The sequence below is a fragment of the Streptomyces vietnamensis genome (genome assembly GCF_000830005.1).
Lineage (GTDB): Bacteria > Actinomycetota > Actinomycetes > Streptomycetales > Streptomycetaceae > Streptomyces > Streptomyces vietnamensis.
This window is the reverse complement of record NZ_CP010407.1, coordinates 6,255,932-6,281,565: the sequence shown is the minus strand read 5'-3', so window position 1 is coordinate 6,281,565 and position 25,634 is coordinate 6,255,932. Positions and strand designations below refer to the sequence as shown.

Genomic DNA, 25,634 nt, shown 5'->3' with positions numbered 1-25,634 from the left:
TAGAGGCTGATCCTTTCCTTCCTTCTCGCCTACCGGGTTAGCTGACGGGTTCGGAGCAGGAAGGTCTCCTACGAGCCCCTCCGCACGAGACGAAGGCGCCCGATTCACCCCAGGGACTGCGTGTGGGTCCCCGGCTCCCCAGGCTCGCGCCTGACGGGGACTCGGCGATGACTGTCCGATGCCGCGGCTGCGGCACGTGCAACTGGCGAACAGCCGCACCGACGCTATGCGGATCGTCTTTCAATCACCAACCAGACACGCCTTTTGTAAGACATGCCACAGGGCAAACGATCACCTTGATCGCAATACGGACAAAGAGGAGGACCCCGACGAACTAGGCCGTCGGGGCCCTCCTGTTGTCGCCTCGGGGCCGGAATCAGCCCGTCACGACGGTCACTTCACCGATGCCGAGCGCGCGCACCGGCTCCGCGATCTGCGCCGCGTCGCCGACGAGGACGGTGACGAGCCGGTCCACCGGGAAGGCGCTGACCACGGCGGCCGTCGCCTCGACCGTGCCGGTCTCGGCCAGGCGCGCGTACAACTGGGCCTGGAAGTCGTCCGGGAGGTGCTGCTCCACCTGGTCGGCGAGCGTCCCGGCGACGGAGGCGGCCGTCTCGTACTTGAGGGGCGCCACGCCCACCAGGTTCTGCACGGCCGTCTCGCGCTCGGCGTCCGTGAGGCCCTCGGCGGCGAGGGTGCGCAGCACCTTCCACAGGTCCTCGAGGGCCGGGCCCGTGTTGGGGGTGTCGACGGATCCGCTGATGGCGAGCATCGCGGCGCCGTTCCCCTCGGCGTCCGAGCGGAGCACCTGGCCGAAGGCCCGCACGCCGTACGTGTAGCCCTTCTCCTCGCGCAGGACTCGGTCCAGACGCGAGGTCAGGGTGCCGCCGAGGCAGTACGTGCCGAGGACCTGGGCCGGCCAGACGCGGTCGTGCCGGTCGGGACCGATCCGGCCGATGAGCAGCTGCGTCTGCACGGCGCCGGGACGGTCCACGATGACGACCCGTCCGGTGTCGTCGGCGGTGATCGGCGGCATCGGGAGCGGCTCGGCCGGCTCGCCGGTCCAGGCGCCCAGCGTCTCGGCGAGGACCTTGTCGAGGTCGACGCCGGTCAGGTCGCCGACGACCACGGCTGTGGCCGTGCCGGGCCGGACGTACGCCTCGAAGAAGGCGCGCACGGCGGCGGCGTCGATCGCGGCGACGGTCTCCTCGGTGCCCTGGCGCGGCCGGGACATCCGGGACTCGGCCGGGAACAGCTCCTTGGAGAGCTGCTTGGCGGCGCGGCGGGCCGGGTTGGCCGTCTCGTGCGGGATCTCGTCGAGACGGTTGCGCACCAGGCGCTCGATCTCGGACTCGTCGAACGCCGGGGCGATCAGGGCCTCGGAGAGCAGGCCGAGCGCCTTGGGCAGCCGGGAGACCGGGACCTCGAGGGAGACCCGTACGCCCGGGTGGTCGGCGTGCGCGTCGAGCGTGGCGCCGCAGCGCTCCAGCTCGGCCGCGAACTCCTCGGCGCTGTGCTGGTCGGTGCCCTCGGAGAGCGCGCGGGCCATGATGGTGGCGACGCCGTCGAGACCGGCGGGCTCGGCGTCCAGCGGGGCCGGCAGGAAGATCTCCACGGCGACGACCTGCTGGCCGGGGCGGTGGCTGGTGAGCACGGTCAGACCGTTGTCCAGCTTTTCCCGGTCCGGGGCCGGGAAGGCCCACGGCTTCGCGGTGCCCGGCCGGGGCTGCGGGTGGAAGTCCATGCTCGTCAAAGACGCGGCGGCGTCGGTCACTGGTCCGCTCCCTCTTCGTGGTCGTCGCCGTCGGCGTTCTGCTCGGTCGCCAGGGGCTCGTAGACGAGCACCGCGCGGTTGTCGGGGCGCAGCTTGGCCGCGGCGACCTCCCGCACCTCCTCGGCGGTGATGTCCAGGACGCGGTCGACGGCGGTCAGGGCGAGCTGCGGGTCGCCGAACAGCACGGCGAACCGGCACAGTTCGTCCGCGCGGCCCGCGACCGTGCCGAGCCGGTCCAGCCACTCGCGCTCCAGCTGGGCCTGCGCGCGCTCCATCTCCTCGGGCGTGGGGCCCTCGGCGGCGAACCGGGCGAGCTCCTCGTCGACGGCCGCCTCGATCTGCGGGACCTCGACGCCACCGGAGGTCTTGACGTCCAGCCAGCCCAGCGAGGGCGCGCCGGCGAGCCGCAGCAGGCCGAAGCCGGCGGCGACGGCCGTACGGTCGCGGCGGACCAGGCGGTTGTGCAGGCGGGAGGACTCCCCGCCGCCCAGGACCGTCAGGGCCAGGTCGGCGGCGTCCGCCGCGCGCGTGCCGTCGTGCGGCAGCCGGTAGGCGGCCATCAGCGCACGCGCCGGGACCTCCTCCTCGACGACCTCGCGCAGCTGCTCGCCGATGACCTCGGGCAGGTCGCCGGGGCGCGGCTCGGGCTTGCCGTCGTGGGCGGGGATGGAGCCGAAGTACTTCTCGACCCAGGCGAGCGTCTGCACCGGGTCGATGTCGCCGACGACGGACAGCACGGCGTTGTTCGGGGCGTAGTACGTGCGGAAGAAGTTCCGCGCGTCCTCCAGGGTGGCCGCGTCCAGGTCGGCCATGGAGCCGATCGGCGTGTGGTGGTACGGGTGGCCCTCCGGGTAGGCGAGGGCGGTCAGCTTCTCGAAGGCCGTGCCGTACGGCACGTTGTCGTAGCGCTGGCGGCGCTCGTTCTTGACGACGTCCCGCTGGTTCTCCATGGACTCGTCGTCCAGGGCGGCGAGCAGCGAGCCCATGCGGTCGGCCTCCAGCCAGAGCGCGAGCTCCAGCTGGTGCGCGGGCATGGTCTCGAAGTAGTTGGTGCGCTCGAAGCTCGTCGTGCCGTTGAGCGAGCCGCCGGCCCCCTGCACCAGCTCGAAGTGGCCGTTCCCGTGCACCTGCTTCGAGCCCTGGAACATCAGGTGCTCGAAGAGGTGGGCGAGACCCGTGCGACCCTTGACCTCGTGACGCGAGCCGACGTCGTACCAGAGGCAGACCGCGGCGACCGGGGTCAGGTGGTCCTCCGAGAGCACCACGCGCAGGCCGTTCGCCAACCGGTGCTCGGTCGCTGTCAGGCCGCCGGAGCCGGCCTCGGCCGTGGCCGTGTGACCCATGGGCATGTACGTCCCTTCGATCGCGATGTGAAAAAGTCCTGCCACTGTATGCAAGCGCGCCGACACCTGGCGAAGTTCCCGACCCTTCGTGATGTCCCTCTTCCGGGTCGCGGTCGGCGTTGTCGGTGGCACGGTCCACAATGGTCCGCGTCAGATCAACCTTGTTGGTGAAGGAGCCGCAGCCGCGATGGCCCGCCGCAGCACGAAGACACCGCCGCCGGACGACGCGTACGAGGAGAGGATCCTCGACATCGACGTGGTCGACGAGATGCAGGGCTCCTTCCTCGAGTACGCGTACTCGGTGATCTACTCGCGCGCCCTCCCCGACGCCCGCGACGGCATGAAGCCCGTCCAGCGCCGCATCGTCTACCAGATGGGCGAGATGGGGCTCCGCCCCGACCGCGGCTTCGTCAAGTGCGCCCGGGTCGTCGGCGAGGTGATGGGCAAGCTCCACCCGCACGGCGACGCGTCGATCTACGACGCGATGGTCCGCATGGCACAGCCCTTCTCCATGCGCCTCCCGCTCGTCGACGGCCACGGCAACTTCGGCTCCCTGGGCAACGACGACCCGCCGGCCGCCATGCGGTACACCGAGTCGCGGATGGCCCCGGCCGCGCTGCTCATGACCGAGTCCATCGACGAGGACACGGTCGACTTCGCGCCGAACTACGACGGCCAGGAGCAGGAGCCGGTCGCGCTCCCCGCCGCCTACCCGAACCTGCTGGTCAACGGCGCGTCCGGAATCGCGGTCGGCATGGCGACCAACATGCCCCCGCACAACCTCGGCGAGGTCGTCGCGGCCGCCCGCCACCTGATCCGCTACCCGAACGCCGACCTCGAGGCGCTGATGCGCTTCGTGCCCGGACCCGACCTGCCGACCGGCGGCCGGATCGTCGGCCTCTCCGGCATCAAGGACGCGTACGAGTCGGGCCGCGGCTCCTTCAAGATCCGCGCCACCGCGACCGTGGAGACCGTGACGGCCCGCCGCAAGGGCATCGTCGTCACCGAGCTGCCCTTCACGGTCGGCCCCGAGAAGGTCGTCTCCAAGATCAAGGACCTGGTCGGCTCCAAGAAGCTCCAGGGCATCGCGGACGTCAAGGACCTCACCGACCGCAGCCACGGCCTTCGCCTGGTCATCGAGATCAAGAACGGCTTCGTGCCCGAGGCGGTCCTCGAGCAGCTCTACAAGCTGACGCCGATGGAGGAGTCCTTCGGCATCAACAACGTGGCGCTGGTCGACGGACAGCCGCTCACCCTCGGCCTCAAGGAGCTCCTGGAGGTCTACCTCGACCACCGCTTCGAGGTGGTCCGGCGCCGCTCCGAGTTCCGCCGCACCAAGAAGCGCGACCGGCTCCACCTGGTCGAGGGCCTCCTCGTCGCCCTGCTCGACATCGACGAGGTCATCCGGCTCATCCGGGAGAGCGAGAACTCCGCCCAGGCCAAGGAGCGCCTGATGGAGCGCTTCTCGCTGAGCGAGATCCAGACGCAGTACATCCTGGACACCCCGCTGCGCCGCCTCACCAAGTTCGACCGCCTTGAACTGGAGACCGAGCGCGACCGTCTCAACGGCGAGATCGACGAGCTGACCGGGATCCTCGAGTCCGACGCGGAGCTGCGCAAGCTGGTCTCGGCGGAGCTGGCCGCGGTCGCCAAGAAGTTCGCCACGGACCGGCGGACGGTCCTCCTGGAGTCTGCGGGCGCGCCCGTCGCGGCCGTGTCCCTGGAGGTCGCGGACGACCCGTGCCGGGTGCTGCTCTCCTCGACGGGCCTGCTGGCCCGTACGGTGACCGAGCACCTCCCGCCGGCGGAGGACGGCAAGCGGACCAAGCACGACGTGATCGTCTCGGCGGTCGCGGCCACCCAGCGCGGTGACGTGGGCGTCGTGACCTCGGCCGGCCGACTGCTGCGGCTCGCGGTGATCGACCTGCCGCAGCTGCCGGACACCGCGACCGCCCCGAACCTGGCGGGCGGCGCGCCGCTGTCGGAGTTCCTCTCGCTGGAGGCGGACGAGACGGTGGTCTGCCTGACCACGCTCGAGGAGTCGTCCCCGGGCCTCGCCCTCGGCACGCTGCAGGGCGTGGTGAAGCGCGTGGTGCCGGACTACCCGGCGAACAAGGACGAGCTGGAGGTCATCACCCTCAAGGACGGTGACCGGATCGTCGGCGCGACGGAGCTGCGGACGGGCGAGGAGGACCTGGTCTTCATCACCTCCGACGCCCAGCTGCTGCGCTACCAGGCCTCGCAGGTGCGGCCCCAGGGCCGCCCGGCGGGCGGCATGGCGGGCATCAAGCTCGCCGCCGGCGCCGAGGTGATCTCGTTCACGGCCGTGGATCCGGCGGCGGACGCCGTCGTCTTCACCGTCGCGGGCTCCACGGGCACCCTGGACTCCTCGGCGGGTACGTCGGCGAAGCTGACCCCCTTCGACCAGTACCCGCGCAAGGGCCGCGCGACCGGCGGCGTCCGCTGCCAGCGCTTCCTGAAGGGCGAGGACGTCCTGACCTTCGCCTGGGCGGGCGCCACTCCGGCCCGCGCCGCCCAGAAGACCGGCGCCCCGGTGGACCTGCCCGACCCGGACCCGCGCCGCGACGGCTCGGGCACCCCGCTCCCGAAGCCGGTCGACGTGGTGGCGGGCCCGGCGAGCTAGGACTCGTCAGGCTCTTCCTCCGTCCGCTGTACGTACCGCAGGACGCCCCACATGCTGTGTTCGTCGGGGGCGTCCTGCGGGCCGTTCAGCTCGCAGGAGGCGAGTTCCTTGCGCAGTGCGGCCGCGTCGATGCCGGAGCCGATCAGGACGAGCTGGGTGAGGCGTTCCTCGCCGGCGGGCCAGGGCTCGGGGTAGAAGCGCAGGAAGCGGCCGACCGCGTGCACGGTGTAGCGGTTGGCCGGGTCGGCGGGGCCGAGGTCGACGAAGCCCTTGATCCGGTAGAGGCCCTCGGGGCGCGAGTCGAGGAAGGCCATCAGCCGGCGCGGGTGCAGCGGCGTCGAGGCGGTCAGGGAGAGGCTCTCGTAGGCCGCGTGCGGATGGGCGTGGCCCTCGTCCTCGGAGCCGTACAGGATGTCCTCGATCGACATCTGGCCCTCGATCTCGCCCTCCGGTACGACCCGGTCGAAGAGCAGCTCCGGGTCGACGCGCCCGTGGGAGGCCTCGACGACGGCGGCGCGTCCGGCGAGCCCGGCCACCGTCTCCCGTACGCTCCGCAGCTCGTCCTCGGCCACCCGGTCGGCCTTGTTGACGACGACCAGGTCGGCGAGGGAGAGGTGCCGGTCGGTCCCGGGGTGCCGCTGCCGGGTGGCCGCGAACTCGGCCGCGTCGACGACCTGGACGAGCCCTCCGTACACGACCCGCTCGTTCTCGCTGGCGAGCACCATGCGGACCAGCTCCTCCGGCTCCGCGAGCCCGCTCGCCTCGATCACGATCACGTCGAGCCGGGACTCGGGCCGGGTCAGGACCTCCAGGTACTCGTCGAGCTCGCCGGCGTCGACGGCGCAGCACAGGCAGCCGTTGCCGAGGGAGACGGTGGAGCCGACCTGGCCGGCGACGGTCATCGCGTCGATGCCGATGTCGCCGAAGTCGTTGACCATGACTCCGATACGGGTGCCCCGGGCACTGCGCAGCAGGTGGTTGAGGAGCGTGGTCTTCCCGGCTCCGAGAAACCCGGCCAGGACGACGACGGGGATCTGCTGCGTGGTCAAGGGACGTGCCTCCGGTTCCTCGGGTCCTACGGGCATGGGAAACCCCGCGTGGGAAACCCGGCATGGGAAACCCGCGTGGGAAACCCGGCGTGGGAAACCCCCAGAATAGGCGCCCGTTCCGTCACCGTTTCCGGTCACGGCTCGCCGCCGTTTACCTTTTCGGGCATGAGCCCCGCACAGACCAGCCCCCCGCGCCCCCGCGCGCGCCGTCTCCGGTTCGGGTGGCCGCGGCGGGTGTTCTCCCAGGTCCTGCTGATGCAGCTGGCCATCGCGACCGGTGTGACCGTCCTCGCCACCGGCCTCTTCCTCGCCCCGCTGAGCGCCCAGCTCGATGACCAGGCCATGCGGCGGGCCCTGGCCATCGCCGGGACCACCGCCTCGCCCCGGCTCGCCGCAGACCTCACCGGCAGCCGGCCGTCCGCGCGGGGCCCGGTGCAGGCGGAGGCCGAACGGATCAGGACCTCCACGGGCGCCGAGTACGTGGTGGTCATGAACACGCACGGGGTGCGCTGGTCGCACACCGACCCCGCCCAGATCGGCCGGGTCGTCTCCACGGACCCGAGCGCCGTCCTCGCCGGGCACGAGGTGATGGAGATCGACAGCGGCACCCTGGGGCGCTCGGCGCGCGGCAAGGCGCCGCTGCGGGACGCCGACGGGCGGATCGTCGGCGCGGTCTCCGTCGGCATCGAGTACGACAGCGTCCGCGACCGGCTCGTCGCCGCCATCCCGGGCCTCCTCGCCTACGCGGGCGGTGCGCTCGCGGCCGGGGCGCTCGCCGCGTACCTGATCTCCCGGCGGCTCCAGCGGCAGACCCACGACCTGGCCTTCTCCGACATCTCGGCGCTGCTCGCCGAACGCGAGGCCATGCTCCACGGCATCCGGGAGGGCGTCGTGGCCCTCGACCGGAACGGCTCCGTACGGCTCATGAACGACGAGGCTCAGCGGCTCCTCGGCCTCGGCCCCGAGGCGGCGGGCCGGCCGCTCGACGAGGTCCTCGGCGGGGGCCGTACCGCCGACGTCCTGGCCGGCCGGGTCACCGGCGAGGACCTGCTCACCGTCCAGGGACACCGGGTGCTGATCGCCAACCGGATGCCCACGCACGACGGCGGCGCCGTGGCGACCCTCCGCGACCGCACCGAACTGGAACGCCTCGGCCGCGAGCTCGACTCCACCCGGGGCCTGATCGACGCGCTCCGCGCCCAGGACCACGAGCACGCCAACCGGCTGCACACCCTCCTCGGGCTCCTGGAGCTGGAGATGCACGAGGAGGCGGTCGAGTTCGTCACGGAGGTCGTCGGCGTGCACCGGGCCACCGCCGAGCAGGTCACGGAGAAGGTCCACGACCCGCTCCTCGCCGCGCTCCTGGTCGGGAAGGCGACCGTCGCCGCCGAACGCGGCGTCTCGCTGCGGCTCGCGCCCGACTCCCTGCTGCCGGACCGGCTCGTCGACCCGCGCGAGCTGGTCACCGTCGTCGGCAACCTGGTCGACAACGCCCTGGACGCCGTCGCCGGCACCCCCGGCGCCCGCATCGAGGTCTCCTTCCGCACCGAGGGCCGTACGGTGGTGCTGCGGGTCTCGGACAGCGGCCCGGGCGTCCCGGAGGAGCGCCGCGAGCTGATCTTCACCGAGGGCTGGACGACGAAGGCGCTGCCGTCCCACGGGAAGCGCGGGCTCGGCCTCGCCCTGGTGCGCCGGCTCGCCGAGCGCCGGGGCGGCACCGCCGGGGTCACCGGCGGTCCCGAGGGCGGCGCCGTGTTCACGGTCGTCCTCCCGGACGCCCTGACCGATCCGGAAGAGGCATCACAGCTCGTCGAGGAGGCGCGGTGATCGACGTACTCGTGGTCGACGACGACGCGCTCGTCGCGCGGATCAACGCCGCCTATGTCGCCAAGGTGCCCGGCTTCCGGGTCGTCGCCACCGCCCACTCGACCGCCGAGGCGCTCGCCGCCCTGGACGGACAGCCGGTGGACCTGATCCTCCTGGACCACTACCTGCCCGACGAGAACGGGCTCGCGGCGGTACGAGAGCTCCGCGCGCGCGGCCACCAGTGCGACGTGATCATGGTGACGGCGGCCCGTGACGTGGCCACCGTGCAGTCGGCGATGCGGCACGGCGCGCTCCAGTACCTGGTCAAGCCGTTCAACTTCGCCGGGCTCCGCGCCAAGCTGGAGGCGTACGCGACGCTCCGCCGCACGTTGGAGAGCGGCGGCGAGGCGGAGCAGGCCGAGGTGGACCGGATCTTCGGGGTCCTGTCGGCGGGCGCCGTCACCCCCGACCTGCCCAAGGGCCACTCCCCCACCACGGCCGAGCTGGTCCGGCAGGTACTGCTCGCGGCCGGCGGCCCGCTGTCCGCGCAGGAGATCGCGGAGCGGGCCGGCGTCAGCCGCCAGACCGCGCAGCGCTACCTCAAGCTCCTGGAACGCACCGGCCGGGTGCGCCTCTCCCTCCGGTACGGCGAGACGGGCCGCCCCGAGCACCGGTACGCCTGGGCGAGCTCACCCTCCACCGGCTGACGCCCCTCACGGGAAGGCCGACGGTCAGACGGCTCCGGCGCCCGTCAAGGCCCGTACCTCGGTCTCCGCGTGCCGGGCCTCGTCGGGCGGCTCGGGCGAGGTGACCGTACCGATCCACCCGGCGACGAAGCCGAGCGGGATGGAGACCACTCCCGGGTTCTGCAGCGGGAAGAGGTGGAAGTCGACGCCCGGGAACAGCGATTCCGGGCTGCCGGAGACGACCGGGGAGACCAGGACGAGCAGCACGGCGGGGATCAGACCGCCGTACACCGACCAGACCGCGCCCCGGGTGGTGAACTTCCGCCAGAACAGCGAGTAGAGCAGCACCGGCAGATTGGCGGAGGCCGCGACCGCGAAGGCCAGGCCGACGAGGAAGGCCACGTTGAGGTCGCGGGCGAGCAGTCCGAGGCCGATGGCGGCCGCGCCGATGCCCGCGGCGGCGACCCGGGCGACGGTCACCTCGCTGTACTGCTTCGCGTGCCGGCGGCGCAGTGAGGCGTACAGGTCGTGGGCGACGGAGGCCGAGGAGGCCAGCGTGATCCCCGCGACGACGGCGAGGATGGTCGCGAAGGCGACGGCGGCGACGATCGCGAAGAGCACCGTGCCGCCGGTGGAGCCCGCACCTCCGCCGAGGTCGAGGGCGAGCAGCGGTACGGCGGTGTTCCCGGACGCGTTGGAGGCGCGGACCTGGTCGGGTCCGATCAGCGCGGCCGCGCCGAAGCCGAGCACGATGGTCATCAGGTAGAAGCTGCCGATGAGCCCGATGGACCAGACGACCGAGCGGCGGGCGGCGCGGGCGGTCGGCACGGTGTAGAAGCGCGAGAGGATGTGCGGCAGTCCGGCGGTGCCCAGAACGAGGGCGAGGCCGAGGCTGATGAAGTCGAGGCGGGCCGTCCAGTCCCCGCCGTAACGCAGCCCGGGCGCGAGGAAGTCCAGCCCGTGCCCGCTGCGTTCGGCCGCGGTGGAGAGCAGGCTGTTCACATCGCCGTGGAACCGGAGCAGGACGAGGACGGTGAGCGCGATCGTGCCCGCCATGAGCAGGACCGCCTTGACGATCTGGATCCAGGTGGTGGCCCGCATGCCGCCGAGCGACACGTAGATCACCATCAGCGCGCCCACTCCGATCACCGTCCACGAGCGCGCCGCCTCGCTGGAACCGCCGAGCAGCAGTGCCACCAGGCTCCCGGCACCCACCATCTGGGCCACGAGGTACAGCACGGAGACGGCCACCGAGGACGTTCCGGCGGCGATCCGCACGGGCCGCTCCGCCATCCGTGCGGCGACGACGTCGGCCAGTGTGAACCGCCCGCAGTTGCGGACCAGTTCGGCGACCAGCAGGAGCACGACCAGCCAGGCGACGAGGAAGCCGACGGAGTACAGCATGCCGTCGTAGCCGTAGAGCGCGATCAGCCCGGAGATGCCGAGGAACGAGGCCGCGGACATGTAGTCCCCGGCGATGGCGAAGCCGTTCTCCAAGGGCGAGAACAGCCGCCCTCCGGCGTAGAACTCCTCCGCCGAACCGTGGCGGTGCCGACTCACCCAGGTGGTGATCGCGAGGGTCACGGCGACGAACACGCTGAACAGCACGAGCGCCAGGGTCTGGTGGTCTCCGGTCACGGCTGCACCACCCCTCGGGTCATCTCCTGGGTGTCCCAGCGCAGTTCCAGCGCCGCCCGGTCCCTGCGCAGCCGCGCGTGGCGCGCGTACGCCCAGGTCAGCAGGAAGGTGGTGAGGAACTGTGCGAGCCCTGCCACCATCGCCACGTTCACCGCTCCGGCCACCGGCCGGCCCATGAGCCCGGGCGCGGCGGTCGCCGCCACCACATAGGCGAGGTACCAGAGGAGGAACGCCAGGGTGGCCGGGAAGACGAACCGGCGGTAGCGGCGGCGCACTTCCTGGAAGGCGGGGCTCCGCTGGACTTCCAGATAGATCTCCGCCGCGCTGTGGACCCGCTGCCGCGGCACCGCGTCGGGGCGGCCGCCTCCGGGCGCCCCGACCGCCGCCTCCTCGCCCCGACCGGAGGCCGTCGCGTCGTACCAGGGGTCGTCGACCGCCATCGCCGAAGCGTCGCGCCCCTCCTGCTTGTCCACCTGCTCCACCGGCCAACTCTCCTTGTCAGCGAACCGTTTCGGCCGCGTGCCCAAGGATGGACAGAGCGGGAAGATCCCGGACTCTTCTCCTCCCTCACTTCACCCCATCAGGTGACTCTTCTCCCAGGCGCCCTGACCAGACCGTGCTGATATGCGTACCGCACGGCCTGGGCCCGGTCGCGCACCCCGGTCTTGGCGAAGAGGTTGTTGATGTGGGTCTTCACCGTGGCCGTGGAGATCCGCAACCGTCCGGCGATCTCCGGGTTGGACAATCCGTCCGCGACCAGCACGAGCACCTCCGTCTCCCGCTCCGTCAGCCCGTCGGCGTCCGGACCGGACAAGCCGACCGGTGCCCCCGGCGGCACCCCGGACCCTCTGCCCGTGACCGTCCCGGTCCAGGACCCGCCCTGGGACCCGCCCCGCCCTGCCCGCCCTGCCCATCCGGACCGCTCAGCCCGCTCGGCCCGCCCATCCGGGGCATCCCGGCTGTCCCGGGTGCCCTGGACGTCCCGGCTGTCCTGGCTGTCCCGGACGTCCCGGCTGTCCCGGCTGTCCTGGACGGCCCGGGTGTCTCGGGCGTCTCGGATGTCCTGGACCTCCCGGGCGTCCCGGGCGTCCCGGTCGAGCAGCCGCTCGAGGAGCCGCCGCTGTACGGAAGGAGAGAGTCCGGCCCGCCCGTCGATCACGTCCCGCACCGCCCGCTCGATCTCCTCCCCGCCGGCGTCCTTGGTGAGGTAACCGCGCGCCCCGGCCCGCAGCGCCGGGAACAGCGAGTCGTCGTCGGCGTAGGTGGTGAGCACGACGACCTCCGTCCCGGGGTGCCGGTCACGGATCCGGCGGGTGGCCTCGACGCCGTCGCAGCGGGGCATCCGCAGATCCATCAGGACGACGTCAGGACCGAGCTCGGCGGTGAGCGCGACCGCCTCCTCCCCGTCCCTTGCCGACCCGACGACCTCGATCCCGGGAAGCAGGCCGAGCAGCATCACGATCCCCTCGCGCACGACGGCCTGGTCATCGGCGACGACGACCCGTGCGACACGGTCACCGTCCGCGGCACTCATGCCGGCACCCGCAACCGCACCGTGAACCCGGGTCCCTCGGGCCCCGCGTCCAGGCTGCCGCCGAGCAGCTCGGCCCGCTCCCTCATGCCGAGCAGCCCGTACCCGGAGCCGGAGGACCCGAGTTCCTCCCCCATCCGCGCATCCTCGTCGGTCTGGGGCGGTCCTGAGTCGCATATCTCCAGGGAGACCTCGTCCGTCCCGTAGGCGAATCGGATTCTGGTCCGGGCGCCCGGGGCGTGCTTACGGACATTGGTGAGAGCTTCCTGTGCGACCCGCCGCACCGCCTGCGAGGCCTCGGCGGGCAGGTCCCGGCGCTCGCCGGTGACATCGACCTCGGCGCGGTCCTCCCGCGCCAACTCCCGCAGATAGTCCTCGACGGGCGCCATGTCCCCGCGCAGGGCCGAGAGTGCGTGGCGGGTCTCGGCGAGGCCCTCCCTGGCCATGGAACGTGCCGAGGTCACGAGCTTGAGGATCTCCGCGCGGTCCGCCCCGGCTTCGATCTGGAGCCGTGCGACCTCCAGGTGCACCATCTGCGCGGAGAGGCTGTGGGCGAGCACGTCATGTATCTCCCTGGCGATCCTGGCCCGCTCGGCGAGCGCCGCCGAGGCGGCCTCCGCCTCGCGGGCGAGCCGTTCCTGGGCGAGCAGCTGGAATCCGGCCCCCCGCGCCTCGGCGTCCAGCCGGAGGGAGTATCCGGCGAGCAGCACGGCCACCGTGGTGATACCGGCCCCGAGGATCCCGGTCTCGTCGGCCTCCACGAACCCGGCCACGAGGACCGCCACGGTCGCCAGCCCCACGGGGAGCGGCAGCCGCTCCATCGCCATGACCGAGACCACGATCCAGATCACCGTCGCAGGCGTCGGGGCGCCCGCCGCATAGGCCCCCAGGCCACAGAGCGCGATCCCCGCGAGCAGTCCCAGCGAGGCCGCCAGACGATGGTCGAGGGTCGTGTGGTGATACCGCAGCGCCGCCACCACACAGAGGCCGAACCCCAGCGGAGGCAACGGCGCGTACCAGCCGGCGAACGCGCCCGAGGTGTAGCAGCCGGTCAACACCAGGACGCTCAGGCCCGCGATCATGGTGTGGTCGAGGACGATCCGCCCCCGGGGCACACCGACGCGGGTGAGCGCCTCCCGCGAGGGCCAGGACCGCCAGGAGCTGACGTGCGCCACCGCGCTCGTCGCCCCTGCACGCTCCGTCGTCCCCGTCCCCGTCCCGGTACCCGTCCTCGTCATCGACGTCGCGAATCCTCAGTCGCGCTTCTCGCCCATGTCCGTCCCCCTCCGACACTTCGATGCTACGGAGAGTCAGCGACCGTGTGATCGGCCCGTGGGTGGAGCGTGTGGCTCCACCCACGGGTGGAGTCTGTCAGGCGTCGATGCGCGAGCGGTCGAGGGTCGCCGCCGAGCCGGTGATGAACTCCTTGCGGGGCGCCACGTCGTTGCCCATGAGGAGGTCGAAGACCTGCTCCGCCGCGTCCAGGTCGCCGATGTTGATCCGGCGCAGGGTGCGGTGACGCGGGTCCATCGTGGTCTCCGCGAGCTGGTCGGCGTCCATCTCACCCAGACCCTTGTAGCGCTGGATGGCGTCCTTGTAGCGGACCCCCTTGCGCTGGAACTCCAGGAGGGTCTGCCGCAGCTCGTTGTCCGAGTACGTGTAGACGTACTTGTCCTGGCCCTTCTTGGGCTGGACGAGCTCGATCCGGTGCAGCGGCGGCACCGCGGCGAAGACGCGTCCCTGCTCGACCATGGGCCGCATGTAGCGCTGGAACAGGGTCAGCAGCAGGCAGCGGATGTGGGCGCCGTCGACGTCGGCGTCGACCAGGAGGACGATCTTCCCGTAGCGGGCCGCGTCGATGTCGAAGGTGCGGCCCGAGCCCGCTCCTATGACCTGGATGATCGCCCCGCACTCGGCGTTCTTGAGCATGTCCGAGACGGACGACTTCTGGACGTTGAGGATCTTGCCGCGGATCGGCAGCAGGGCCTGGAACTCGCTGTTCCGGGCGAGCTTGGCCGTACCGAGGGCGGAGTCTCCCTCGACGATGAAGAGCTCGCTGCGCTCGACGTCGTCGCTGCGGCAGTCCGCGAGCTTGGCCGGCAGCGAGGAGGACTCGAGCGCGGTCTTCCTGCGCTGCGCCTCCTTGTGCTGACGGGCCGCGATCCGGGTCCGCGCCGCGGCGACGGCCTTCTCGAGTACGGCGCGGGCCTGCGCCTTGGCGTCCCGCTTGGTGGAGGTGAGGAAGGCCTTGAGCTCCTTGGCCACCACGTTCGCCACGATCCGGCGGGCGGCGGAGGTACCGAGGATCTCCTTGGTCTGCCCCTCGAACTGCGGCTCGGCGAGGCGGACCGTCACGACGGCCGTGAGCCCCTCCAGGGCGTCGTCCTTGACGATGTCGTCCTCGGCGACGCGCAGCATCTTGGCCGAGCGCAGCACCTCGTTCACCGTCTTGGTGATGGCCTGCTCGAAGCCGGAGACGTGGGTGCCGCCCTTGGGGGTGGCGATGATGTTGACGAAGGACTTGACCGTGGTGTCGTAGCCGGTGCCCCAGCGCAGGGCGACGTCGACGGCGAGCTCACGGGTGACCTCGGTCGGCGTCATGTGGCCGCGCTCGTCGAGGACGGGGACCGTCTCCTTGAAGGTGCCCTGTCCGGTGAGGCGCTGGATGTCGCAGACGGCCTTGTCCTGCGCGAGGTACTCGCAGAACTCGCTGATGCCCCCGTCGAAGCGGAAGGTCTCCTCGCTCTTGCCGATGTCGGCCAGGTCCCGCTCGTCGCGGACGACGATGGTGAGGCCCGGGACGAGGAAGGCGGTCTGCCGGGCGCGCTGGTGGAGCGTCTCCAGGGAGAGCTTGGCGTCCTTGAGGAAGATCTGCCGGTCCGCCCAGTAGCGGATCCGCGTGCCGGTGCGGGTCTTGGGGACGCGCTTGCCCTTGACGAGGCCGTTGGCCGGGTCGAAGGGGCTGTCGGGGCCCTGCTCGGTGAAGATGCCGGGGACACCGCGGCGGAAGGAGATCGAGTGGGTCGCGCTGTTCCGGTCGACCTCGACGTCGAGGCGGGCCGACAGGGCGTTGACCACGGAGGCGCCGACGCCGTGCAGACCACCCGAGGCCGCGTACGATCCGCCGCCGAACTTTCCGCCGGCGTGCAGCTTGGTCATGACGACCTCGACGCCGGAGAGGCCGGTCTTCGGCTCGACGTCGACCGGGATGCCCCGGCCGTTGTCCCGGACCTCGACGGAGCCGTCGTCGTGGAGGATGACCTCGATGTGGTCGCAGTAGCCGCCGAGGGCCTCGTCGACCGAGTTGTCGATGATCTCCCAGATGCAGTGCATCAGGCCGCGGCTGTCGGTGGACCCGATGTACATACCGGGGCGCTTGCGGACCGCTTCGAGCCCTTCGAGTACGAGCAGGTGCCGCGCGGTGTAGTTGGAACCGTCACGGTCTGCGGTCAGCAGCGCACTGGACGGCACGGACGTTTCGGCGGTCACGCGGTTCGCTCCTCGCTGAATTTGAAATCTGGCCCAGTGGGGTAAGGCCCGGCGTCGGTCACCGCTCAGAGGGTACCGATGCCTGGTAGAGCCGTTGTCACGCCACCCTCCCGGATTCCTCATGCTAGTCCAGCGTCGTATGGATGTTCGATCCCTCGATGGGGTGACGTGAACATCACGTTCCCTTCCAGGCATGAACCATTTAGGCTCCGGGCACGTCCTCATGAACAACCGGCAACCCGCCGGGAGGGCTAACCGACACAAGCAACGCGAAATCCGTAGAGCGACGCAATACGGCTCATTCGCCGCCAACCGGCAGCAGACAGCCACCTTGGGAAGAAGTTTCAAGGAAAAGCCACGAGCGGGAACGTTTTCGGCCTGGTTGGATGTTGACCCTGGTACGACAGCTCGTCGAGCTAGAGAAGAGGCGACGTGACTACTGTTCTGACCCCCGCGAGCCCCCTGACGGCCGCTGACCGCTGCGACCGCTGCGGCGCCCAGGCATACCTGCGTGTCGTCCTGACCAGCGGAGGTGACTTGCTCTTCTGCGCCCACCACGGACGTAAGTTCGAGCCGGAACTCAAGAAGATCGCCGTTGAGATACAGGATGAGACGGACCGGCTCACGGATGTGCCGGCCCGTACGCAGGGCGAAGACCACGCCTGACGCGCCATCCACGACGAGCCCAGGGCCGGTCGCGCTGATCGGACGACGGGCGGTCACCCCCTCTCAGGGGTGACCGCCCGTTCTCGTACCCTGCGTCCCCCTCCCCGGCTCAGAAGTGCTCGGGAAGCACCGCCGAGACGCGCGTGTAGACACCCGGGTTCTCCGCCTGCCCGCAGCCACTGCCCCAGGACACCAGGCCGACGAGAAGCCCCTTGGCCACCAGCGGGCCCCCGCTGTCTCCCTGGCACGCGTCCTTCCCGCCCCGCGGGTCGCCCGCGCACAGCATCGTCCCGCGCTGGTAGCGGACGCCGAAACCGCCCGGGTACGCCCGCTCGCACGCCGAGTCCGGCAGCACCTGGACGCGCGCCGTCCGCAGCGCGGAGGCATAGGCCCCGTTGCCGGTCGTGTCGCCCCAGCCGTAGACGTCCGCCTCCGTGCCGGACGCGTACGCCGCGTCTCCCGAGCGGGCGACGCCGATCACGTACGACTGCGGCAGTGCACTCACCAGCGTCAGCACGGCCAGGTCGCCCGAGTTGGTCGTCGGGTCGTAGTCGGGATTGACCCAGGCGTCCGAGATCCGGACCTCCTGGCCCTCGTGTCCGCTCAGCGCCGCACGGCCCGCGATGGCCACGAAGTCGCGCACCTCCCACGGCTCACCGCCGAGGACCTCACGCCCCAGGCAGTGGGCCGCCGTGAGCACCTTGGTGGGGGCGACGACCACACCCCCGCAGAACTGCCCCGCGCGCGTACCCCCGAACCGGTCACGGCTGGACAGCGCCACGACCCACGGCGCGTCCGTGATCCGGGCCGGCCGGCCACCCACCACGACGCTGTCGGCGGCGACGGGACCGGCAGTGGCGAGCTGCCCCGCCGCCGCGGTGATCAGGCCCAGAGCACCCGTCAATGCTCGGATGAGGGAACCACGCATGGAGCCTCCTGACTCTCGGGTGATGTCGGTTCACCCAGCGTCCAGCACGCGTCCCCGCCGTGCACCCGCGCAAAGCCGGAGGGCCCGGCTCCCCCTCTCGGGGAACCGGGCCCTTCCGTGTGTCGCTGCGTACCTCGTACGGATCAGTCGAGGTAGTCGCGCAGGACCTGCGAGCGCGACGGGTGACGGAGCTTCGACATCGTCTTCGACTCGATCTGACGGATCCGCTCTCGCGTCACGCCGTAGACCTTGCCGATCTCGTCCAGCGTCTTCGGCTGGCCGTCGGTGAGGCCGAAGCGCATGGAGACGACGCCCGCCTCGCGCTCGGAGAGCGTGTCGAGAACGGAGTGCAGCTGCTCCTGGAGCAGCGTGAAGCTGACCGCGTCGGCCGGCACGACCGCCTCGGAGTCCTCGATGAGGTCGCCGAACTCGCTGTCGCCGTCCTCACCCAGCGGGGTGTGGAGGGAGATCGGCTCACGGCCGTACTTCTGGACCTCGATGACCTTCTCGGGGGTCATGTCGAGCTCCTTGGCCAGCTCCTCCGGGGTGGGCTCACGGCCCAGGTCCTGGAGCATCTGGCGCTGCACGCGCGCGAGCTTGTTGATGACCTCGACCATGTGCACCGGGATACGGATGGTGCGGGCCTGGTCGGCCATGGCGCGGGTGATCGCCTGACGGATCCACCAGGTGGCGTACGTGGAGAACTTGTAGCCCTTGGTGTAGTCGAACTTCTCGACGGCGCGGATCAGACCCAGGTTGCCCTCCTGGATCAGGTCCAGGAAGAGCATGCCGCGGCCGGTGTAGCGCTTGGCCAGCGAGACCACCAGACGGAGGTTGGCCTCCAGGAGGTGGTTCTTGGCCCGGCGGCCGTCCTCGGCGATGATCTCCAGCTCGCGCTTGAGCTTCGGAGCGAGCTTGTCCGAGTTCGCGAGCTTGTCCTCGGCGAACAGACCGGCCTCGATGCGCTTGGCGAGCTCGACCTCCTGCTCGGCGTTGAGCAGCGGGACCTTGCCGATCTGCTTGAGGTAGTCCTTGACCGGGTCGGCGGTGGCACCGGCGACGGCGACCTGCTGGGCCGGCGCGTCGTCCTCGTCCTCGTCGGACAGGACGAAGCCCTTGCTCTCGCCCTCGGTCTCCTCGTCCTCACCCTTGCCGGGCGCGACGTCCTCGAGGAGCTCCTCGCCCTCGATGAGCTCGTCGGCGTCCTTCTTGGACGTGGTCTTCTTGGCGGCCGTCTTCTTGGCGACGGTCTTTTTGGCCACCGCCTTCTTGGCGACGGTCTTCTTCGCGGCCGCCTTCTTGGCGGGCGATCCGGCCTCGTCGGCCGGGTCGGTGCCCTCGGCCGCGGCGGCCGTGGAGGCCGAGACGGTGGTCTTCGTCACGGTCGTCCTGGCGGTGACGGTCTTGGTGGCGGTGCGCTTGGCCGGGCTCTTCGCTGCGACGCTCTTGCGGGCGCGCTTCGGCGACTCCGCTGCACTGACCATCAGCGTCACACCCTCTTCCTCGAGGATCTGATTGAGGCTGCGCAGAACATTCTTCCACTGGGTTGGCGGAATCTGGTCAGCTTCGAAGGCCCGACGCACGTCATCGCCGGCGATCTGCCCATCAGCCTTTCCCCGCTCGATGAGCGCCATCACAGACTCGGACTCGGCGATCTCCGGCGGGAGCGTACGGGATGTGCTGGCCGACACGAACAACCTCTCGGAACGATGGAAACGGCTTCCGGCCCCGCCCTGGATCGGGCTGGAGCCGACGACCGTCGACGGGGAATGTGCCGACGGCGCGGGCTGGACCGGGGAACTGCACAGCGCCTCTGTCGGCTGCTGTATTCCTTCCTCGGCTGTCACCTCTTAGGTCATCGCACGGCTCGGAGGAGTGTTACGCCCAATCTTCGTGGCCCGAGTCACACCTCATTTGCGACGAAACGGCCAGTGCGGTCGATCACGGCACATTCGCACCTCCGGAACCCGGGCGCCACCCGGGGAGACCCTGTCGCCCCCCGGGTGGTGCTCGGACCCGGCGGCACGCGGTGCGTGCGCCTCCGCGCTCCTGGCCACGGCCCGCGGATCAGTGTTCGCGAGGGGCGGGGACGACGCGCTCCACCTCGGGGTGGACCGTGAGCAGCTGCCGCATGGCGTTCTCGGCGCCGTGGGCGTCCCCGGCGGCGAGCGCGTCCACGATCCGGGCGTGGTGCGCCAGGCAGGCCTCGCTCGGCCGGTCGCAGCCGGTGGCGGGACCACCGGAGACCTGGAGCGCGGCGGCGACGATGCCGGAGAGGTGCTCCAGCATGCGGTTCCCGGCCAGCTGGATGAGGAGGGAGTGGAACTCCGTGTCGGCCCGGGAGAAGGTGATGCCGTCGCCCTGGGCGAACGCGTGCCCCATGATCTCGACCATGTCGGCGAGGCGCTGCTGCACGTCCTCGCGGCCGTGCCCGGCGGCGAGGCGGGCGGCGAGGGGTTCGATCGTCCACCGCAGCTCGTTGAGCTCGCGGCGCTGGTCGTCGCGCTGTGGGCCGAAGGCGCGCCACTCGATGATGTCGGGGTCGAGGAGGTTCCAGTCGCTGACGGGCCTGACCCGCGTGCCGACGTTCGGTCGGGCGCTGACGAGCCCCTTCGCCTCCAGCACGCGCAGCGACTCGCGCACGACGGTGCGCGAGACCTCGAACCGCTGGCCGATCTCCTCGGGGACGAGCGGACGGTCGGCGCCGAGGTCGCCGGAGACGATCATCTGGCCGAGCTGCTGGACGAGCTGCCCGTGCAGCCCGCGGCCCCGGTTGCCGGCGGTCCGGCGGCCGACTCGGCCCAGGTCGGTGTCCACCCCCTCCCAGGCGGGCGGGCCCACACGACCGGCGGTGGGCGCCTCCGTGTAGGGGTAGCGGTCGAGATCGCCCGGGGCGCCGAGGCCTGAGTCGACGGGGCGGGCGGCGGTCATCATGGTGTGCGCAAGGGTACTCACGCATCCTTTGTCGGCGTTGCCTCCGTGACCCTTGAGGTCTTTGGTGAAAAGCACACGAAAGGGTGATCGGCACCCCCTACACAATTGACGATTAATCGGGCATACGCGGCGGATTTCAAGGGAGTTGACGAGAAACCGGAACCTTTCGGTCCGCAAGTGATCACCAACGAGCCCTGCGGCGAAGGCCGGTGAACACATAGGCGCAGAGCAGCCCTGTCAACGTCAGCGAGAGCGCCACCCCCGCGGGCTGACCGACCACCCGCAGCACCCCCGTGAGCCACCGGTCCAGGGCCGGGGACCACTGCGGTCCCGCGAACTCGCGCAGCCTCGCCGGAAGTCCGGCCGCCGAGCGCACCGACGGCCCGGTCAGCACCTTCTGCAGCAGCGGAACGAAGGCCACCGGCACCGCGAGCACCGCCGCCACCCCGGCCGCGGCGGCCCGGAACACTCCGGCACCCAGCACCCCGGCCCACGCGCAGCCGACGACCAGACCCAGCCAATTGGCGCAGAGGGTCGGCCAGTTCTTCGGTACGGGGACCAACTCGCCGCCGTGGACGAACCGCAGGACCGAGAGGTCGACCGCCACGACGAGCACTCCGATCGCAAGGGCCACGACCGCGGCCACGGCGAGTTTCGCGAGCAGCAGGCCCGGTCTGCGGGGCACGGCTCCGCGCCCCGTGGTGAGCGCGGGATAGCGGTACTCCTCGCCGAAGGCGAAGGCGCCGAGCAGCCCGGCGCCGAGGGCCGCGGGCGGCAGCGGGGAGATCGCGGGCCAGCCGGCGAGGACGGCGGGCAGCTCGGCTCGGCCACCGCGGCCGAGGAGCAGGGCGAGCGTCACGGAAACGAGCAGGACGCCGGCCACGACGAGCGGGGTGGAGGGCACGCCCAGGAGCCGGTGGATCTCGTACCGCAGCGGACGCAGGGGGGAGCGCGGAGGCCTCCGGACGGCACCTCGCCGCCTGCCCGCGGTCTCCCGCCCCGTGGCCCCGGGGGGTCGCCCGGCACCCGCCGGCGTGGCGGCACGGCTCGCGGAGCCCCCGGCCCCCTCGCCTCCCGAAGCCTGCCGCGCATGCCCGGCGGCGACAGCGCCGCCGTCGCCTCCCCTCTCGTCGGCGAGCCGGTGGATCGGTACGCCGTGCCGGAAGGCGGTGTCGCCGACGGCCGCGCAGTCGCTGCCGTAGACCGACAGACGGTTGCCGTCCTCGGCGACCACCTCGACGGGACGACGGGCTGCTCTGGCCTCCTGGGTCACGGCCGCGGCCAGGCGCGCGGCGTGCGGGGTCCGGACGACGACCCGGGGACGCAAGCGGGTACGGGCGAACTCGACGGCCTCCTGGTCCGCGACGAGCCGGCCCCCGTCGAGGGTGACGACGCGGTCGGCGTTGCGGGCCGCGTCCTTGGGGTCCTCCGTGGTGTACAGCACGGTTCCCCCTTCCACGGCGTGCGCGCGCAACAGCTCGTACAGCCACTCGCTCTCGGGTACGGAGAGACCTGCGGCGGGCTCGTCGAGCAGCAGGGTGTGGGGGGCGCCCAACAGGGCCGAGGCGAGCCCGAGTCGACGGTCCGCACCGATCGGCAGGGTGCCGATCCGCCGGCGCTCCAGGCCGGTCAGACCCACGGCCCGCACCAGCTCATCGACCCGTGCGGCAGGGGCTCCCGTGGCGGCGCAGAGCATCCGGAGCTGCCCCCGGAGGGTGCGGGAGGGGTGTCCGGGGGCGTCGCCGAGGAGCACGCCGACCTCGCGAGGGGGGTGGGCGATGCGGTGCAGCGGCCGGCCGCGGAAGTAGGTGATGCCACGGCCCGGCTCGAGTTCGAGCATGAGCCGGAGGGCGGTGGTCTTGCCGGATCCCCGGGGGCCGAGGAGTGCGGTCACGGCGCCCGGCCGGGCGTCGAAGGTCAGATCGTCCACGGCGGGCGGGCGATCGCGGCGGGGAGTGCTGGTCAGTCCGATTGCCTGGAGCATCGCTTCTCTCGCGGTAGGTGACACCGCTCCGCGGCAGGGCGGCGCTACCGCAGCAAGATAACGCTACATTTCGGACTTTCAGTGCAGGTTTGGCGCCCAGGGGCGCCGGACGCGCACGGCTCTCAGACCTCGGGGCGCAGCATCGGCGGGTTGAGAAGAGTGGCCCCACCTGCCCGGAAGAGCTGCGCGGGACGCCCTCCCTGACGGGTCGTGGTGCCTCCGGCCGGGACCAGGAAGCCGGGCGTGCCGGTCACCTTGCGGTGGAAGTTGCGCGGGTCGAGGGACACGCCCCAGACGGCCTCGTAGACGCGTCGCAGTTCTCCGACCGTGAACTCCGGCGGGCAGAAGGCCGTGGCCAGGGAGGAGTACTCGATCTTGGAGCGGGCGCGCTCCACCCCGTCCGCGAGGATCCGGGCGTGGTCGAAGGCGAGTGCCCCCGGCCCTCCGTCCTCGGCCGCGGCGGTCTCGTCCTCGCCGAGGAGCTCCTCGACCGGGGCCCAGCGGGCGCTGTTCGCGTCACCGCCCGCACGCGGCGCGGGAAGGTCCGGTGCCAGCGCCAGGTGCGCGACACTCACCACCCGCATCCGCGGGTCGCGGTCGGGAGCCCCGTACGTGGCCAGCTGCTCCAGGTGCGCGCCGTTGCTCGGTACGGGCGGCGGGGCGGCCGGATCGTGGGCGCAGAGGCCGGTCTCCTCGACCAGCTCGCGCGCCGCCGCGGCACCGAGGTCCTCGTCGGCCTGGACGAAACCGCCGGGCAGCGCCCAACGCCCCTGGTACGGCGCCTCTCCTCGCCGCACGACCAGGGTGCACAGTGCGTGGCGCCGCACGGTGAGCACGACCAGATCGACGGTCACGGCGAAGGGAGGGAAGGCCGAAGGGTCGTAGGGAGGCATGCCGCGATCATAGTCGTCTTCCTGACGATAAACACGCCTCGCGGAAGCATCGGCCACTACTTCCTCACCGCGCCGCGAGGCTTCCCTCGTCTCAGTGCCCGGCATCTCGTCACACCCCCAGCTGAAGGCCCTCTGCGGCCTCCTCGACCATACCGAGACCCAGCCTGCCGACCCGCACGGCGAAGGGTTCGCCGGCGACCACGAGCCCCGACAAGCGGATCGCGCCGAGCGGGGCCGAGGCCAGCGGGTGCACCGACACGGACCGGCCCGGCGCATCGGGTCTGATGCCGGCGAGGGCGAGCAGCGCATGGACCGCTCCGGCGGCCGCGACGGCCGCAGGTCGGCACGCCGCCGGGTGAGGCACCGGGCGTCCGCCCGTCGTCCGCTGCTCTCCCGCGTACATCTCGGGGAGCCGATGGGTGAAGGCCTCCGCCGCGTCGAGCAGCCCCCGCAGCAGGGAGGCGGCCTCCTTCTCGTGACCGGCGGCGGCGAGACCGGCCACGGCGACCGCCGTCTCGTGCACCCGCACCGCTCCGGCCCGGTGGCCGAAGGGGTTGTGGCCCGGCTCCTTGGTCCCCAGGCTGCGCAGTCCCCAGCCGGAGTCGAGCGCCGGGGTGCCGAGCAGCCTGGCCACCTGTTCGCTCTCCGTCCTGTCCAGGAGGCCGGGTGCATACCGGCCGCCGCCCAGCAGCCCGGTGTCGAGCAGGTGCGCGGCCCAGCCGCCCAGCTGGGGCCAGGTCCGTCCCTCCGGTGCGCGGGCGACGGCGGGTCGGCCCCCCGCCGGGTCGTCGAGCCAGAACTCTCGCCGGAACCGCTCGCGCAGGGTTCTCGCCGCGTCGCGCAGGGCGTCTCCCCCGGGCCGACCGCAGCCGTCGAGGAGGTCGGCACCGAGCAGGGCGGCGCGGTGCGCGTGTGCCTGGGTCTCGGCCCGCCAGGGCCCGGCGGGCCCCGGGTCCGGCACGAACCCGTCCCGGCCGGCCGTACGCCGGAGCCAGTCGAGGCAGCGCTCCGCCACGGGGAGCAGCTCCTCCAGGTCCGCGGACGGGAGCCCCCAGCGGCGGGCCTCGGCGAGCACGGCCGGAAAGGCGAGGGTGGCTTCGATGCCCGTGCAGCGGGGCGGAAGGTGCGGGCCCGCGTCCCTGAGCGGTCCCTGGAGGCGGCCGGACTCGGGTCCGCTGCCGGAGAGTTGGGTGCGCCCGAGGGCACGCAGGGTGGTGGTGGCGAGCCGGGTGCCGAGGGGCAGGGACATGCGGGCCGCCCAGAGTGCCTCGGCGGTGACCGGTCCGCAGCGCCAGGGGACGCCGGCCGCGAGGTACACGTCCGCGGGGCGGCCCGGGTCGCGCTGGAGCAGGGCCCGCAGGTCCTCCACGGAGGCGCGGAGCAGTTCCCCCGGCCGCGGGTCGTCGCCCTCGGCGCGGGCCTCGGCGAGGAGGTGGCCGCCGGGCCGTCCGGAGCCCGCACCCGAGGAGGCGGCGGGGCGGGCGGCCCACTCCCCGCGTACGCGCAGCCGGAGTGTGAACGCCGCTCCGGGCGCCAGCTCGGCTTCCCAGCGCAGTACTCCCGCCGCTGCCAGGGAGTCCATGGGCGGCGGGTCCGCCGTGACGGCGACGGATCGGCCGTCGCCACCGGTCCACCGCAGTCCGGTGCCGTGGACGCTCGCGGCGAGTTCGGGTCCGGTTCTCCCGGACGCCACCGACCCCAGATCCGCGAGATCCGTGCCCAGAGCGACTTCCACGGGGAGCCGGAGGGGCCTGGCCGCGGCACTGCGCAGGGTGATCCGCTCGGTTCCGTCGGCGCTCCGCGTGCGTTCGACGGTGAGGGCCGGGTCGGGCCCGGCATCGCCGGGGACGCGCAGGGCGCCGAGGAACACCGCCCGGTCGGCGGCCGCCATACGGCCCTGGAGCGCGACGGGTTCCCGCCCCGCCACCCGCAGGACGCAGCGGGACAGGAGCCGTCGCCCCGCGTCGTACACCCCCTCGGGTCCTTCTCCGGTGAGCTGGCCGTGCTCGGCGCAGACGGTGAGGGCGGGCAGGGCCACGCAGAGGAGCGCACCGTGCACCGAGGGAAGTTCCGCGGGGCGCATCGCGCGCGGGAACGCGATGCCTGCGCCGGACGTGTGTCCGGAGGTGTGTCCGGACGACTGGGTGCTCGGGTGTCCGGCGGGTCGGCCGGGGGCCGGGACGGGGCTGGGAGCCATGGCGGGTACGAGGTGCTCTCTGTGCGAACCGGGCGGCCGGCAAGGTGTCGGCGGGACGGTTCGTACGACTCC

At 72.0% G+C, this 25,634-nt stretch carries 18 protein-coding genes and 1 riboswitch; of the genes, 4 read left to right on the top strand and 14 right to left on the bottom strand.

All coding sequences use genetic code 11. The features are described from left to right. Positions 1–12 precede the first annotated feature (12 nt). Positions 13–177: riboswitch (cyclic di-AMP (ydaO/yuaA leader) on the bottom strand. Positions 178–376: 199 nt separating this feature from the next. Both SVTN_RS28215 and SVTN_RS28210 read right to left on the bottom strand, forming a co-directional pair. Then, a complete protein-coding gene (locus tag SVTN_RS28215) occupies positions 377–1,744 on the bottom strand; it encodes a M16 family metallopeptidase (RefSeq protein WP_425429059.1) in 1,368 nt (455 codons plus the stop codon). 26 nt (positions 1,745–1,770) lie between these two features. Continuing rightward, the gene (locus SVTN_RS28210) at positions 1,771–3,123 is read right to left on the bottom strand and encodes a M16 family metallopeptidase (RefSeq protein WP_078908527.1); all 1,353 of its coding nucleotides are present in this window, start codon (positions 3,121–3,123) and stop codon (positions 1,771–1,773) included. Between the two features lie 181 nt (positions 3,124–3,304). Between SVTN_RS28210 and SVTN_RS28205 the strand changes: the two genes are divergently transcribed. Further along, positions 3,305–5,761, top strand: a complete 2,457-nt coding sequence (locus SVTN_RS28205) for a DNA gyrase/topoisomerase IV subunit A (protein WP_041131631.1) — start codon at positions 3,305–3,307, stop codon at positions 5,759–5,761. Here the strand turns inward: SVTN_RS28205 and SVTN_RS28200 are convergent. Next, positions 5,758–6,810 (bottom strand): CobW family GTP-binding protein, encoded by a 1,053-nt coding sequence (locus SVTN_RS28200; RefSeq protein WP_041131630.1) that lies wholly within the window; start codon positions 6,808–6,810, stop codon positions 5,758–5,760. The genes SVTN_RS28205 and SVTN_RS28200 overlap by 4 nt on opposite strands. A gap of 165 nt (positions 6,811–6,975) precedes the next feature. Between SVTN_RS28200 and SVTN_RS28195 the strand changes: the two genes are divergently transcribed. Continuing rightward, positions 6,976–8,637: a sensor histidine kinase gene (locus SVTN_RS28195; RefSeq protein ID WP_041131629.1), complete on the top strand. Its 1,662-nt coding sequence runs from the start codon at positions 6,976–6,978 to the stop codon at positions 8,635–8,637. Beyond that, positions 8,634–9,323: a DUF7342 family protein gene (locus tag SVTN_RS28190; RefSeq protein ID WP_041131628.1), complete on the top strand. Its 690-nt coding sequence runs from the start codon at positions 8,634–8,636 to the stop codon at positions 9,321–9,323. Before SVTN_RS28195 ends, SVTN_RS28190 begins: the two co-directional genes overlap by 4 nt. Positions 9,324–9,347: 24 nt before the next feature. Here the strand turns inward: SVTN_RS28190 and SVTN_RS28185 are convergent, their stop codons facing one another. The 5 genes from SVTN_RS28185 to SVTN_RS28165 form a co-directional block, all read right to left on the bottom strand. After that, entirely contained in the window at positions 9,348–10,940 is a 1,593-nt protein-coding gene (locus SVTN_RS28185) for a solute symporter family protein (RefSeq protein ID WP_041131627.1), read from the bottom strand. After that, the gene (locus SVTN_RS28180) at positions 10,937–11,422 is read right to left on the bottom strand and encodes a DUF485 domain-containing protein (RefSeq protein WP_078908526.1); all 486 of its coding nucleotides are present in this window, start codon (positions 11,420–11,422) and stop codon (positions 10,937–10,939) included. Before SVTN_RS28180 ends, SVTN_RS28185 begins: the two co-directional genes overlap by 4 nt. Positions 11,423–11,520: 98 nt before the next feature. Then, positions 11,521–12,474, bottom strand: coding sequence for a response regulator transcription factor (locus SVTN_RS41135; protein WP_107072769.1), 954 nt, complete (start codon positions 12,472–12,474; stop codon positions 11,521–11,523). Next, on the bottom strand, positions 12,471–13,709 hold the full coding sequence (locus tag SVTN_RS28170; protein ID WP_078908525.1) for a sensor histidine kinase: 1,239 nt from the start codon (positions 13,707–13,709) through the stop codon (positions 12,471–12,473). Before SVTN_RS28170 ends, SVTN_RS41135 begins: the two co-directional genes overlap by 4 nt. Positions 13,710–13,842: 133 nt before the next feature. Beyond that, a complete protein-coding gene (locus SVTN_RS28165) occupies positions 13,843–15,960 on the bottom strand; it encodes a DNA gyrase/topoisomerase IV subunit B (protein WP_041131625.1) in 2,118 nt (705 codons plus the stop codon). Between the two features lie 432 nt (positions 15,961–16,392). On the opposite strand from SVTN_RS28165, the gene SVTN_RS28160 reads away from it, so the two are divergent. Next, entirely contained in the window at positions 16,393–16,626 is a 234-nt protein-coding gene (locus SVTN_RS28160) for a DUF7455 domain-containing protein (RefSeq protein WP_017237643.1), read from the top strand. Between the two features lie 109 nt (positions 16,627–16,735). Here the strand turns inward: SVTN_RS28160 and SVTN_RS28155 are convergent, their stop codons facing one another. The 6 genes from SVTN_RS28155 to SVTN_RS28130 form a co-directional block, all read right to left on the bottom strand. Continuing rightward, positions 16,736–17,554 (bottom strand): S1 family serine peptidase, encoded by an 819-nt coding sequence (locus SVTN_RS28155; protein ID WP_041131624.1) that lies wholly within the window; start codon positions 17,552–17,554, stop codon positions 16,736–16,738. Between the two features lie 143 nt (positions 17,555–17,697). After that, positions 17,698–19,245, bottom strand: coding sequence for an RNA polymerase sigma factor (locus tag SVTN_RS28150; RefSeq protein ID WP_052499329.1), 1,548 nt, complete (start codon positions 19,243–19,245; stop codon positions 17,698–17,700). A gap of 376 nt (positions 19,246–19,621) precedes the next feature. Next, positions 19,622–20,509, bottom strand: coding sequence for a FadR/GntR family transcriptional regulator (locus tag SVTN_RS28145; protein WP_078908524.1), 888 nt, complete (start codon positions 20,507–20,509; stop codon positions 19,622–19,624). Positions 20,510–20,669: 160 nt separating this feature from the next. Beyond that, a complete protein-coding gene (locus SVTN_RS28140) occupies positions 20,670–22,472 on the bottom strand; it encodes an ABC transporter ATP-binding protein (protein ID WP_041131621.1) in 1,803 nt (600 codons plus the stop codon). A 122-nt stretch (positions 22,473–22,594) separates the two neighbouring features. Further along, positions 22,595–23,365 (bottom strand): NUDIX hydrolase, encoded by a 771-nt coding sequence (locus SVTN_RS28135; protein ID WP_041131620.1) that lies wholly within the window; start codon positions 23,363–23,365, stop codon positions 22,595–22,597. Positions 23,366–23,474: 109 nt separating this feature from the next. Then, entirely contained in the window at positions 23,475–25,562 is a 2,088-nt protein-coding gene (locus tag SVTN_RS28130; RefSeq protein ID WP_041131619.1) for a glycogen debranching N-terminal domain-containing protein, read from the bottom strand. Between the last annotated feature and the right edge of the window lie 72 nt (positions 25,563–25,634).